Origin of the sequence: Chryseobacterium gambrini (assembly GCF_027920505.1) — a bacterium.
In the GTDB taxonomy this organism is placed as follows: Bacteria; Bacteroidota; Bacteroidia; order Flavobacteriales; family Weeksellaceae; genus Chryseobacterium; species Chryseobacterium gambrini.
In genome coordinates, this window is the sequence record NZ_CP115857.1 from 1,831,746 (window position 1) to 1,845,785 (window position 14,040).

Below are 14,040 nucleotides of genomic sequence, written 5' to 3' on the forward strand. Positions count from 1 at the left end.
ATTAATCATTCTTCGTGCCATAAAAATACAGCGAATGGGAATCAATTTTTACGCCAAATGCCTGCTCAATTGCTTCTTTAATCCCTTGAATTCTCGGATCACAAAACTCGATGATCTCTTCAATTTCCTTATCTGAATCTTTTTTGTACACGACTAAATGATCGTGCTGTTTATCAAAATAAGATTTTTCGTAAGAGGAAGAAGTGAGTGTTTTTTCTCCGAACTGATGCTTACGGATGAGTCCTGCATCAAGGAAAATTTCAATTGTATTGTAAATTGTTGCTTTGGAAACGTGGTATTTTTTCTGCAACATTAAAAGGTACAGATCATCCACATTGAAGTGGTGATCCATACCGTATATTTCTTCGAGTATTGTATATCGTTCAGGAGTGTTTCGGAAACCTTTTTCCAATAAATAGTTTCTTAAAACATCCTTTATCAGCGCAATATTTTTTTCTTTTTGTATCGTATCCATCAAAAAATTTATCTACAAATTTATTGATTTTTATTTAAATACAAATTGTCCTAGTGTGTTAAAGAATTTAACCTTTGTGGCGGATAAATTCGCACTGCTCGATTTTGGATTTTCCGACGCAGTCTTCCGTCATAGGCGCAGATTCTACCACAACGTTGTGAGAGGTGATTCCCCATGCTTTAAAGTCGTCGCTTCCGATATATTTAACGAAATTATAAATATTAAGAATGATTTTTTCTTTAACTGTAAGAAGAATATCGTTGATATAGGTATTGTCTATAATCACATATTTCAGATCCGGCGGAATATTATGAGCTCTTAAAGACGGATGGCTGCTTCTTGAAGGAATTGTTCCGTCTGCCATTAAATCTCTGAGAACCATATCGAAATAATCGTTAATTCTTCGGTCTATCTTAAATCCTAACATGAAGTTGATCTTATAAATCGTTCCCGGAAGAACTTCATCTACCGCATATTTGAAGGTATACGGATCTTCCTGATTGGTAATGCTTAAGATAAAATAATGATCGGCTCTTTTCGGCTGTTTTTTGATGATTGAATAAATAATCTTCGATTCGATCTCATCATTTCTCTTCGCACGGCTTAAATACGCTAAGTTAGTTGCATATTTAGGAATCGTTTCATCAAGCTTCATGTCTTTAATGATCGGAATATAGGTCTCAAGCTTAATAAATTTGATGAATTTTGTTTTAATAGATCTTCCGTTGTACCAAGCATACATACAGATTCCTATAGATCCAGCCAATACGACCGTAATCCATCCTCCTTCCATGAATTTGATTACGTTTGCACTAAAGAAACCTAATTCGATTGCCATATAAACAAACGCAAAAACAAGGATTAAAACTTTGTTTACTCTGTGTTTCAACAGCCAGTATACCAAAAGAATCGTAGTCATCAACATGGTTACCGTGATGGATAAACCGTAAGCCGCTTCCATTTTTCCTGATTCTCTGAAGTGAAGAACCACCACAATACAGAACAATAAAAGCCCCCAGTTAATTCTTGGGATGTACATTTGTCCTTTAACCCCAGAAGGATAATCAATTTTCTGGTTAGGCCATAAATTTAAGGACATTGCCTCTGAGAAAATAGTAAATGATCCTGTTATCAAAGCCTGACTGGCAATAATTGCAGCCGCTGTAGCCAGAATAACTCCCGGAACCACCATCCATTCTTCCATGATACCGAAGAAAGGATTCACTACCGAAAAGCCGGGTTTACCGTTATTAGTTAAAAGCCACGCTCCCTGTCCCAAATAATTTAAGATCAGCATTACTTTTACAAATGCCCAGCTTACACGGATATTTTTGGCACCGCAGTGTCCTAAGTCGGAATAAAGCGCTTCCGCTCCGGTTGTACAAAGGAAAACAGCTCCCAAAATTACAATCGCGCTCGGAGAGTTGGCAATAAGCTTGTACGCATAGTAAGGATTGAAAGATCTTAAAATTTCAAGATTTTCGCTTAAATGAGACAATCCTAAACCTCCCAAAACCAGGAACCAGATCACCATTACCGGTCCGAAGAACTTCCCGATAAAGCTTGTCCCAAACTGCTGAACTACGAAAATAACAATCAGAATCGCGATCGTGATAGGAACAACAGGAGTATCCGGATTATAAATTTCAAGACCTTCGATCGCAGACATTACCGTAAGCGAAGGAGTAATTACCCCATCTGCAATAAGCGCAGCCGCTCCTACAATAGCAATAAGATACAGCCAGCCTTTTTTAAGATTTTTTACCAGAGAAAAAAGTGCTAAAATACCCCCTTCTCCTTTGTTGTCTGCTCTAAGAGCAATGATTACATATTTAATTGTCGTCTGAAGAGTAAGCGTCCAGATAATACAGGACAACGCCCCTTCGATGTACTCATTGAAAGGCATCGTACTTCCTTTTCCTCTTGCGTTAACAATCGCTTTCATTACATAAAGCGGTGAAGTACCGATATCTCCGAAAACAATTCCGAGAGACACTAAAATTCCAATGAAAGAAAGCTTTTTTATGTCAAAATGATGACCGCCTTCTGTAACTTCTGCCATACCAGCTAATTTAATTTTTAAACGCGCAAATTTAATCCAAATTTACATCCCCATGAATTTTTCTTCATGAATATAATAAATGAAAAAACTTCCTTTCGGAAGTTTTTCTCTATAATCGTGTAATTACTTAACGTACATTGCTTTTTTGATCTCTTCTTTCACTTTTTCAAGTTTCGGGAACCACTCTGCAAATAAAGCCGCAGAGTAAGGAGCAGGAGCATCAGGAGTTGTAATTCTCTTGATTGGAGCATCCAGATAATCGAATGCTTTCTGCTGAACCATATAGGTAATTTCAGACGCTACAGAACCAAATGGCCACGCTTCTTCCAAAACAACCAGTCTGTTTGTCTTTTTAACGGATGCCAAAACAGTATCATAATCCAAAGGACGAACGGTTCTAAGATCGATAACTTCTACAGAAATACCTTCTTTAGCCAAATCTTCAGCAGCCTGAATAGCCAGCTTCATGATTTTTCCGAAAGAAACCAACGTTACATCAGAACCTTCTCTTTTGATATCTGCTTTCCCGATAGGTAAATAGTATTCTTCTTCAGGAATTTCCATTTTGTCTCCATACATCTGCTCAGATTCCATGAAAATTACCGGATCATTATCCTGAATCGCAGTTTTCAGCAATCCTTTCGCATCATAAGGGTTTGAAGGAACCACCACTTTTAATCCCGGACAGTTGGCATACCAGCTTTCGAAAGCCTGAGAGTGTGTTGCTCCCAACTGACCTGCAGAAGCTGTAGGACCACGGAAAACGATCGGGCAGTTCCACTGTCCTCCACTCATCTGACGGATTTTTGCAGCATTATTGATAATCTGATCAATCCCCACCAAAGAGAAATTGAAGGTCATAAATTCTACAATCGGTCTGTTACCATTCATTGCAGCTCCCACAGAAATCCCTGCGAAACCAAGCTCAGCAATTGGTGTATCGATTACTCTTTTAGCACCAAATTCATCCAGCATTCCTTTTGAAGCCTTATATGCACCGTTATATTCTGCAACTTCCTCCCCCATTAAATAGATGGATTCGTCTTTACGCATTTCCTCGCTCATTGCCTGTGCAATTACCTCACGAAAAGTATATTCTGCCATATTTATTTGAAAAATTTAGAGTACAAAAGTAGTGTTTTTTTATTATTTACATAACAAAAACGACATTTCATTTAATGAAATGCCGCTTATTAATTTTTATTTAATCCGGTTAATTAACTTTCTGCCAAGTCTGTGATCTTCCGATGAAAGATAAACCAATATATCCTCTCACATTCAGGTTATCGCCGCTTCTTGTGATCGTACACTTGTACGTTTTTCCTGTTTTAGGATCTGTAATGGTACCTCCTGTAAATTCATCACCGTCTTTTTTAAGACCTCTGATAATTTCCATTCCCTGAATAGGCTTGTTTTTTCTGTCGTCTTTACATGCCGTACAGTTCGGGTTAGCCGGTTTTATCAGTAACTGAGTGATCTTCCCGAAGTACTGATCTCCTTTTTTATAGATCTCAACAATAGATTTTGCCTGTTTTGTTTCATCATCTATGGTTTTCCATTTCCCTTCAATCTGTGCAAAAGACATTACTCCAACCAATGAAAGCGCGAAGGTTAATAATAATTTTCTCATATTTCTTATAGTTTTAATTTCAATAAAATAATTTCGTTGTCTATCTATTGTTAAAAGTATAAATTTATTTTAAAACAACAAAAAATTTTATTATCCTACACATAGATTGCAATAGATATACCAAACAACAGAAATAAAAATTATTAAAAATAAAATTAAAAATCAGCTTAATGATTTAATTCTGAAAGCTTTACTATTTCAAAATTACAACTGCTTTTTTACTGCATTTTTCTGTTAATTACCCTGTCCATATAATCCTGATACCACGCTTTTGCGATCTGTTTTCCTTTTTGTACTTCCGGATTGGATTTCAACTGATCCATCATATTTTTTTCTAATCCTAGATCTGACTGATTAAAAATTCCTACAATTTCTTTTCCATCAAAACGGTAAATATAATTTCCGATGATAAACTGCTCCACTGTTCCGTCTGAATTGGCAATAATCGGCGAATACTGTCTGTCGCTCACAAGACTTCTCCCCCAACTTCTGATTTTTTTATGGTAACCGATTAAATCTGCAAGCGTAGGATAAATATCAATCTGCTGTGCCAGTTCAGGATTTACGCCTTTTAAATTGTAAGCAGGATTTGGGGAATAAAAGATTAAGGGCACTGCGAAACGATTCATTGTTTTATCGTATTCAGGATAATAAATTTCGTTGGTATGATCTCCTGTAAAAACAAAGATGGTATTATTGAACCACGCTTGTCTTTTAGCCGTTTCGAAATACTTTTTGATGGCATAATCGGTATATTGAATTGGTTCATGCATCTGAATTTTTCCTTTTTTAAACTTTCCGTTGTATTTTTCAGGAATTTTAAACGGATGATGTGAAGATGCCGTGAATACAGTTGCCATGAAAGGCTGCTTTTTTCCTACATTTTTCGCAAAATACTGTAAAAAAGGTTCATCCCAAATTGCCCAGATTCCGTCGAAATCGTTATCGTTATTATATTCCGTCTTTCCAAAATAGTGTTTGAAGCCTAAGATGTTTCCAAAGCCCAAAAATCCCATGGAACCATTCGGAGCGCCGTGATAGAAAGAAGTATCGTATCCCATTTCGTTGCAGACAGAAACAATGGACTGGATTTTCTGGTTGGAATAGGGCGAACTTGTAAAAGCGTCGGTTAAACTCGGAATTCCGGCAAGAACGGAACTCATCCCGTGAATCGACTGTCTTCCGTTGGCAAAAGTATTCGGAAAAATAAGACTCTCTCCCGCCAAACTGTCGATAAACGGAGTGTAAGAAACGTAATCTTTGATATTTTTGTCTTTATTGAATGCTCCTGAATATTCTCTCCCGAAAGATTCTACAATAAAAATAACGATATTTGGTTTTTCTGCAACTTCTCTGTTATATTCTTTATAAGGATGGATATTCTGATCGATAAATTTTTCATCTACAAAATGAACTTCTTTAAAATTATTCGTATTTAAAGTTCGGAAAAAGGAAAACGTACTGTTCAAAACGACATTTCCCTGTGCCGGAATTTTCACGAAACGATTGGCATCCACCAGATTGATCGGTCTTGTGCTGTGCTTAAAGTCTCCGCGAATTCCACCGACAGCCAAAACAGCCGTTATACAAAGCGTTATCACAGACCACACAAAATACGGAACCAGTTTTTCTGGCTTGTTTTCCTGAATTGTTACTTTTTTATAAAGAAAAATCCAGAGGATCATCAAACCTATAAATCCGATCAGAACAAAAGGATTCTGAGCAACAGAAGTTGTAAAAACCTTAAAAATATTGCTTTCGTGCTGCGCAACCTGCAACGCGGCAGAAGTAAGCCTCATCTGCGAAAATCTGAAATAGACCATATCTCCGAAATTCATTGCATAAGCAATTCCGTTGGTGATAAAATACAGCCAGAAAAGAAATTTCTGGTAACTTTTTTTAGTATTGATGATGACAGGAATGATGCTCAGAAGAATAAAAAGGGCATTTACATATAAAATCGCCGTTGTATCGAACGCAATCCCATGAAAAGACAGACTGAAATAATCTGAAACAGAATCGATCTTTATTAAGTCTTTATTAAAGTACCAGAATAAAAATCTTGCGATCTGATAGAAAAAATAGGCTAAAAAAATTCTGTACAAAAGCACCAGAACTTCCTGTTTTCTAAATTCTTTAAACAATTTCATGCTGCAAATTTACATTAAATTCGAATTAATTTAATAATATCTCCCTGCAACGGCTTATCAATCCACAATAATTGATGCGCCGTTTAATTAACGCTTTGTTACTTTAATTTATTAATTTTGTGCCTATGAATTTTATTAAAAATAATCTTGCCAATGCCATTACCTTAGGAAACCTGCTTTCCGGATGTATCGGCGCTATTCATCTTATTTCAGGAGATTATGAGACGACTGCCATCTGTATCGTGCTTTCTCTGATCCTGGATTTCTTTGATGGTTTTACGGCAAGAGCGTTAAAGGCGAATTCCAATCTTGGAACCCAACTGGATTCTTTGGCAGATATGGTGAGCTTCGGACTGGTTCCGGGACTGACGATGTTTAAAATGCTTGAACCCTTTGGAACGGATCTTTTTGGGATGACCTTACCGTTTGAGATTCAATATTTCGGATTGCTGATTACATTATTTTCCTGTTTAAGACTTGCCATTTTCAATCTGGATGAAGATCAGAAATATTATTTTAAAGGATTGAATACGCCGAGTAATACGATTCTGATTTTTGGACTGTTTTACGCTTTTAAAGAAAATCAAAGCTTTGAATTTCTCCTGAATAATGAATTTGTATTGATTATTTTAACCGTAATTTCTTCCTGGCTTTTGATCTCATCGATAAAAATGATCGCCATGAAATTCAAATCGATGAAACTGCAGGATAATTATCCTAAAATAGCGTTATTGGTCGGTTCTGTTATTGTTTTAGCTATCTTTAAAACTATCGGAATTCCGCTAGTAATTATTTATTATATTTTAATCTCAATTATATTTCAAAAACAACTAAAATAAATTTATGTGTTGAATAATGGACGTTTAAATCCATTCTCAAATTAACACATTCTCGAATTTTCAAATTATAAAAAATGAATTTAAAACTACATAAACCGCTCTGCATTTTTGATCTGGAAACAACAGGAACGAACATCGGGAAAGACCGTATTGTTGAAATCTGTATTTTAAAAGTAAATCCGGATGCGTCGAGAGAGAGCAAAACATGGAGGGTAAATCCCGAAATGCCGATCCCAAAAGAATGCAGCGAAATCCACGGTATTTATGATGAAGATGTAAAAGATGCGCCCACCTTTAAAGAAATTGCTCCAAAAGTGATGGAAATGATTACGGGTGCGGATTTAGGAGGTTTCAATTCCAACAGATTCGATGTTCCACTGTTAGCGGAAGAGCTGCTTCGTGCCGATTTTGATTTTGATTTGAATAAATTCAAACTGGTTGATGCACAGACCATTTTCTTTAAAAAAGAACCCCGAAATTTAGGTGCTGCCTATCAGTTTTATTGCGGAAAAACACTGGAAAACGCCCATTCTGCTGAAGCTGATGTTATGGCAACTTTTGAAGTACTTGATGCGCAGGTCGGAAAATACGATGATGTACCGAACGAAATCGCAGAATTAAGCAATTTTTCGTCTCAGAATAAATTTGCAGATCTTGCCGGAATGATTCATTTCAACGAAAACGGACAGGAAATTTTTGCTTTCGGAAAATATAAGGGACAAACGGTAAAGTCTGTTTTCCAGAAAGACCTTGGTTATTATGGATGGCTTCAAAACGCTGATTTTCCATTGTACACCAAAAAGGTTTTCACGAAAATCCAATTATCAAGTAAGTTTTAAATGATGAGTGAGCTGGTTAAAAAGATGCTTTAATGAGCGACTAATAATGGCTGTTCTATTCCTAAAGAAGTAATTTTGGAAGATAAACGGAACTCGAACAAATTCGATTGATACAGCAACTGGAAGAGGACAGACAAGCAAACCATTTTCCGGCTCGTGGAAAAAATACTTACCCATAAAAAGTTTAAAGATTTTTTTGCCAAAAACGCAGCTACGCTATAAAACAGGTTTAATAGTCAAAAATAGTTGGTAAAATTCTTTGCATTGTCGATTGTTACTGATGATACATAAAGTTTATTGAACTTTGTTTCAATAAACTTTTTTTATGGCTGGAAATTCAAAAAAAATCGTTGTTGGAGTTGCAAAAGTCTGGATGTGATTTCTTGGGGAAAGCAAAACGGAAAGCGTCGTTTTAAATGTAAAAACTGTGGCATTCATTTTACTTCGGAGAATAAATCTGTGGGCCTAAAAAACAAAGAAATTTGGTTCAAAAAATGGATTGTTGGGAAACAGACTTATGAGCAGATTTCAGCAGAATCTGGATATTCGGTAAGTACTCTTCAACGGTATTTTAACGTGATGCTTAGTAAAGCTCCAAAACTCAGTTACAACCAGAACAAGGAGGTTTATTTACTGATTGACGGCACTTATTTCTCCAATGAAATCTGTTTGGTGGTTTACAGAGATAATGTTTTTAAGCAAACCCAGCTTTACAGAATTACTGACGGTGAGCATTATGAAGAACTCAAAGAGGATTTGGAAAACATCTTGAATTTAGGAATAAAAATTGGCGGGATAACCTGTGATGGCGATAAATCTCTACTGAAAGCCATCCGAAAAGTTTGTCCTAAAGTTCCTGTTCAGAGATGTCTGGTTCATATTCAAAGGATGTGCAAAATATGGCTTTCCGCCTATCCGAAATCTGTAGCAGGTTTTGAGTTGCGTGAAATTGTCTGTAAAATTCATTTTATTGACAACGAAGTTAAAAAGCAGTATTGGATCAAAGAGTTTTTGGATTGGTCTGAAAAGCATAAAGAATTTTTGAATGAAAAATCATACAGCCAGGAAACCGGAAGATATTGGTACACGCACAAAATGGTGAGAAGATGTTTTTCGGTTATCAAAAAAGCTTTGCCAAATATGTTTTCGTTCCTGCAGGATCCTAAAATCCCGAAAACAACCAATGGAATAGAATCTTTTTTTGGTCATTTAAAAGGTCATCTAAATATTCATCGGGGGCTTACAAAAAGTCGGAGGAAAAAGTTTATCCAGTGGTATCTTTTTTATAGAAATCTAAAACCATAAAGGTTTTTTTAGCCATAGAGCTGTTCCAATAATTTACAAAAAAAGGATGGTAAAAACCATCCTCTAAACTATTGTTTACAGCGTTGATTGTATTGCTGGTAAGTTGCTCCTCAGCATTGCTCACTTCCTCTTCCAATCAACCGCAAAATATTACGAATTATTTCTGACAAAAACACCAACTATTTTTGACCACATTACCATAAAACACAAAACCCACCGCTTTGCGGTGGGTTCTTTATTGTTGCTCACGGATTACAAATCCGCGTCATTGGGATATTATTCCTTTCCCAAATAATACATTATTAATCCTATCACAATTGATATTGGTATCAAAAGAAGTCCTGCTAAATTATTCTTTATTCCTTCTTGTGTAGTATTAGAATTGTAAGATTCTGCCATTTTTTTTGAATTACATTTATATATAAAAATCCATCTAATAAATGTTCCAACTAAACCAAACAATAAATCTATCATTTTTTATCTTTTTTAGGACCTAATTGATATATTCCTTTTTTTAAAGCAGTTTTAACAGCTGTATTTGCTCCCCAATTGCCAACCGCATTTCCTACAGTACCCAACTTAGTAAATGGATTAAAACCAAAGGCTACACCTGCAGTCATAGCCTCAACACCTGGTTTAGCAAATGCTTCGAATTGCTCCGCTTCAGTCATCGGATCGCCATCTTTGTAGGTTACGTGTTTAAGGCTACCATTCTTAAATTTAAGAACATTTACATCCATTTCTACATGTAGACCATAAATCTTTTCCTTTTCAATAGCCTGTTGTGGAAAAGCAACAAAACTACCATAAAGAATATGTCCGATAACTGAAACACCTTCCATTGGAGGGGAAATTAAATTATCTGCAACAAAATTCCAAGTCTGTCTACCGACTGAAGGTTTATGAGTCATTGTAACTTCTGCAATATCATGCATTTTTCCATTTTCAATAGGTTTTCCTCCTCCAGCTACAGAATCATCATATATATATCCATCTGCTGCATAATTCATATTCCCCATCGTGTAATAATCATTAGCATCCACAATTTCAAGATCACCTGCGCTGTTTTTTCCAAAACTTACCCTTGTATTTCCCAAGTGATCTTTATACTGGTAAATATATTGATTATTTCTGCAAAATTTATTAACATAAAAAATAATACTCACTACTAAAATTTAAAGACTTTTTTAATAAAAATGTAGCTTTATTATAACACAAAACCCACCGCAATTGCAGTGGGTTCTTTATTGTTGCTCACGGATTACAAATCCGCGAGAGCGGGGTGATCAGGTTACAAATCCGCTTGATAAGATTTAGTAAATAATTTTTCTTTCCTCAATGAGAGTTTGAACTTTATTATCAATCTTGTATACTTGTACTAAATTTCCTTTTGAATCAAATTTTTTAATTTTTTTGTCAAAATTAAAACTTGCATCTTCCTGAGTATTATTAATAAAAAGATTTCCTTTAAAAGACTCTATATCACCGTATTTATTAATCTCATATCGTCCAATTACTTTTTGCTTTGGATATGAAAATTGTAATTTTTCATAATCATAAGCTGTTCCATCAGAATTCCATTTAAATTTTTCAATTTCTGAAATTAATATATCATTAGGCATATAAAAAGATAAAATGGATTCTACTTTCTTCATTTTATTGTCTAATAAAATAATCTCTTTAGAGATGATTTCATTTTTACTATTATAAGAAGTTATTTGTATATTATCCTTATCAATTAAAACTTTTTTCTTTAATTCATATTGCTTAATTATAAATTTATCTCCTTCTAATACATTTCCTTTAAATATATCTCTTAATTCAGTTATGTTTCCATTTGCATCTATTTTAACATTTGTCTGAAGAAAATTTTCTTTTTTATTAGCACTATAATCATAGATAATGATTTCGTTATTAATTTTTTCGTATATATATTTTTTGTCTAAAACTAAACTGCCATTTTTAGAAACTATAATTTCCATTGACTTAAAGTTTGTAGCAATCAATCTTTTTATACAATCATTAAATTGAATAATATCATTTGTCTGAGAAAATGACAGTATTGAAAAAAAAATGGCTATAAAGGTTATAATATTTTTCATTTTCTATTTCTTATATAAATTATAAACTCCTCCACTGTAAACACCCATTTTAGGAATGGGAATTGTATCATTTTGACCAGAATTTATATCAGCAGGTGAAGGAATCGGATTAATTCCTTCGTTAGGATGTGAATGGTAAAATTCACTTTTCATCAAACTAATTCCAGATGTAGTTTTTAACATATTTGAATAATAGCCTAAGCTAACAGTGGGTAGAAATGCTCCAAAAGTTCCATCCTTTTCAAATCTAGGTAGAAAACTAAACTGTAATGTCCTTCCTACCATTCCTTTGTCTTGACCATTTTGAGTATACTGTAATAAATCAAATTCATTTCCTGCGTTCGAGTTTTTTTCTAAAAACTCGAAAAATGATTTTGCATTATTCTGGTTTTCAAAAGAAAAAATTTCAAAAGGAATTTCTTTAGTTGTTTCAATACGCTTACCATCTACTCTAGGAGTGTAAATTACAGAATCTGAAGAAGTTATTCTCTCTTCTATTTGTTCATCCCTTTCCATTGTAAACTTCACCTGATTACCTGCAGAATCTGTTTTCCTATTTCCTTTATTATCTACTATGTATAGTTCATCTACTTTGTCATTCTCTTCAATTTTAGTAAGATTACCATTATCAGAATTTAATTCCCATACATCTGCATTCCTTCCATCAGGATCAATAAACATAATCGGATTATTGACAGCATAATTATAAGGTGCAAATCTTCTGTTCATTTCCGCGAGTGGATCAACGACTCCCCATCTCCCGATATCAGCCATATAAAACCTTGCTCCGTAATCATACATGCCGGACTCCGTCTGTAATTCCTTGCCATTGTATTTATACTGGTAACTGCTTCCAAAACTGAAAGAAGTATTGTATCCTTCATGCTTCATCCCAAAAGGATAATAGTTATTTTCTTCAAGAACTTCTGCGCCACTTCCATTGTTGAAATAACTTAAACGGATATTTCCCAAATGATCTGTGTAGTTGTAAATATACTTATTTTTTACAAAATCAAAATACCCTTCTGAAGTTGGAACAAATTTTAACTGAAAATCATTCGTAGGTATTCCGGATAATGGTGTCCAGTCATATTCATATTGAAACCCATCCAAGTAATCGGTGGTTCTGGTTCCCAAAGCATAAGCATAGGAAGGATCTTTATAATTATGTACTTTTCTCATCTTTACGCCATCTGCTCTGTAAAGATAATTCGTATTTACATATACTTTATTGCTCCTGTCGTAACTTGCAAAATCACTGAACTTAATGTATTTCGGAAGATTTAAAAAATTATAATCAATCTGAAGAATACCTTTATCCTTATGATCTTTCATGTTTCCGTTCAGGTCGTAGGAAATGGTGTTTCCTGAAGTATCGGGATAACCTCTGTAATCTGTTGAGGAATCGGTAACGGAAGTCAGCCTGTTTCCGGTATAAATATAGCCAAGATCATCAATATTAAATGCAGAAGCACCTTGCTGAGATTGTGCCGATCTTTTCAGATTGGAGATATTTCCGTTAAGATCATATTCCATCTTTTCGAAATATTCCTTTGCAGAAGGATTGGTATCTTTCTGGTAAAATCCTGCCAGTAATCTGTTCACTCCATCATAAACATAGCCGTATCTTCTCAGGTTGTCTCCTGTGGTTGTTCCTGTTCTCCAGTCTACCTCCGCAATGTTGCCATTGTATTTCGGTTTTACTTTCAGAGTAGAAAAGTCTGTATTGGGAGTTTCAAGCCCTTCCATTTCACTGTATTTTACTTTGTATCCAAACAGTTTTCCGTTAAGGTTTGCCGGATCATTGATCTTGGTCATCCATCCGCGGATGTTGTAGGTGTAATCGATGCTTTGAAGATTATTTCCTACTTTCTTGTTCACAAGCTGAGACAGGTCGTTGTAGGTATTTTCAGCAAGCAGTTCCTGCGGGTTATTATCCACCTGATGGTAATGCTTTTTCAGCCTGTTTTGAGAATCGTATTCAAAAGTTTCGGTAATCACTTTTTCAGTATCTGTACTTAATCTTTTATGGTACGTTTTAGAAAGCTTGGGAACCCCCGCAAAATCCAGTTCAGTTTCGGTGTTGGTATACCCTCCGAGATGGTTGGTGCTTTTGGTAGCAATGGCTCTTCCCATCGAATCATAATAGCTGTAGGTTTTCGTCCAGTTGTTGTCTTCGATGTTTTTAACGTAGGCAGCGGTTAAAATCCCCATCGTGGAAGCATCTTCACTGCTTTCCAGCGTCTGTTTCATCGTATGCTGCCCGAGAACCGTTGCCGGAACTGCCGGAGCTTCGGGAGGGTAGGTGTCGTAATAATTAACCGAAAGCAGGGTCATGCTTCCCGTAGGAAATGCCTGTTTGTCGTAGTACACCTCCAGTCCCTGCAGATTAAAGGAGGTGGAGGATCTTCTTTCGGTATTGTAGGCATTGGCAGTCATGCTGTTCAGGGCATTCTGCATCACCTGTCTCGATGCGGTGTTGGAGAAGAAACCGGTATACGCCACCCTTCCGAACTCATCATATTTGGTGAAAAGCCAGCCTTTGCTTCCGAAGGTATTGTTTACTGTTCTCAGGATCGCATCCTGCGTGAGCACCACACGGTCCTGTTTGTCGTACACCATCAGTTCCCATTCTTTT

General features: G+C 35.5%; 12 protein-coding genes. 3 read left to right on the forward strand and 9 right to left on the reverse strand.

The genetic code is table 11. The annotated features are described in order from the left end of the window. Window position 1: 1 nt before the first annotated feature. The 5 genes from PFY09_RS08245 to PFY09_RS08265 all read right to left on the reverse strand — a co-directional run bounded on the left by PFY09_RS08245 (window position 2) and on the right by PFY09_RS08265 (window position 6,317). Window positions 2–475, reverse strand: coding sequence for a Fur family transcriptional regulator (locus PFY09_RS08245; RefSeq protein WP_076396095.1), 474 nt, complete (start codon window positions 473–475; stop codon window positions 2–4). 67 nt (window positions 476–542) lie between these two features. Then, entirely contained in the window at window positions 543–2,537 is a 1,995-nt protein-coding gene (locus PFY09_RS08250) for a KUP/HAK/KT family potassium transporter (protein ID WP_076396097.1), read from the reverse strand. A gap of 123 nt (window positions 2,538–2,660) precedes the next feature. Further along, entirely contained in the window at window positions 2,661–3,641 is a 981-nt protein-coding gene (locus tag PFY09_RS08255; protein ID WP_076396100.1) for a pyruvate dehydrogenase complex E1 component subunit beta, read from the reverse strand. Between the two features lie 109 nt (window positions 3,642–3,750). Next, window positions 3,751–4,167, reverse strand: coding sequence for a DUF2147 domain-containing protein (locus PFY09_RS08260; RefSeq protein ID WP_076396102.1), 417 nt, complete (start codon window positions 4,165–4,167; stop codon window positions 3,751–3,753). A 218-nt stretch (window positions 4,168–4,385) separates the two neighbouring features. After that, complete coding sequence (locus tag PFY09_RS08265) at window positions 4,386–6,317, reverse strand: LTA synthase family protein (protein WP_076396104.1); 1,932 nt, start codon at window positions 6,315–6,317, stop codon at window positions 4,386–4,388. A 125-nt stretch (window positions 6,318–6,442) separates the two neighbouring features. Here PFY09_RS08265 and PFY09_RS08270 point away from each other — a divergent pair, with 125 nt between their 5' ends. The 3 genes from PFY09_RS08270 to PFY09_RS08280 all read left to right on the forward strand — a co-directional run bounded on the left by PFY09_RS08270 (window position 6,443) and on the right by PFY09_RS08280 (window position 9,300). Further along, window positions 6,443–7,156: a CDP-alcohol phosphatidyltransferase family protein gene (locus tag PFY09_RS08270; protein WP_271162090.1), complete on the forward strand. Its 714-nt coding sequence runs from the start codon at window positions 6,443–6,445 to the stop codon at window positions 7,154–7,156. Between the two features lie 74 nt (window positions 7,157–7,230). Next, on the forward strand, window positions 7,231–7,995 hold the full coding sequence (locus tag PFY09_RS08275) for a 3'-5' exonuclease (protein WP_108409994.1): 765 nt from the start codon (window positions 7,231–7,233) through the stop codon (window positions 7,993–7,995). Between the two features lie 375 nt (window positions 7,996–8,370). Then, window positions 8,371–9,300, forward strand: coding sequence for an IS256 family transposase, variant Zn-binding type (locus PFY09_RS08280; RefSeq protein ID WP_271160456.1), 930 nt, complete (start codon window positions 8,371–8,373; stop codon window positions 9,298–9,300). Window positions 9,301–9,576: 276 nt separating this feature from the next. Here PFY09_RS08280 and PFY09_RS08285 read toward each other — a convergent pair whose 3' ends face one another. The 4 genes from PFY09_RS08285 to PFY09_RS08300 all read right to left on the reverse strand — a co-directional run bounded on the left by PFY09_RS08285 (window position 9,577) and on the right by PFY09_RS08300 (window position 14,024). Further along, complete coding sequence (locus tag PFY09_RS08285) at window positions 9,577–9,774, reverse strand: hypothetical protein (protein WP_271162091.1); 198 nt, start codon at window positions 9,772–9,774, stop codon at window positions 9,577–9,579. Next, on the reverse strand, window positions 9,771–10,466 hold the full coding sequence (locus PFY09_RS08290; RefSeq protein ID WP_271162092.1) for a hypothetical protein: 696 nt from the start codon (window positions 10,464–10,466) through the stop codon (window positions 9,771–9,773). Before PFY09_RS08290 ends, PFY09_RS08285 begins: the two co-directional genes overlap by 4 nt. Window positions 10,467–10,613: 147 nt before the next feature. Next, on the reverse strand, window positions 10,614–11,402 hold the full coding sequence (locus PFY09_RS08295; RefSeq protein ID WP_116100062.1) for a hypothetical protein: 789 nt from the start codon (window positions 11,400–11,402) through the stop codon (window positions 10,614–10,616). A 3-nt stretch (window positions 11,403–11,405) separates the two neighbouring features. After that, complete coding sequence (locus tag PFY09_RS08300; protein ID WP_271162093.1) at window positions 11,406–14,024, reverse strand: RHS repeat domain-containing protein; 2,619 nt, start codon at window positions 14,022–14,024, stop codon at window positions 11,406–11,408. Window positions 14,025–14,040: the final 16 nt, after the last annotated feature.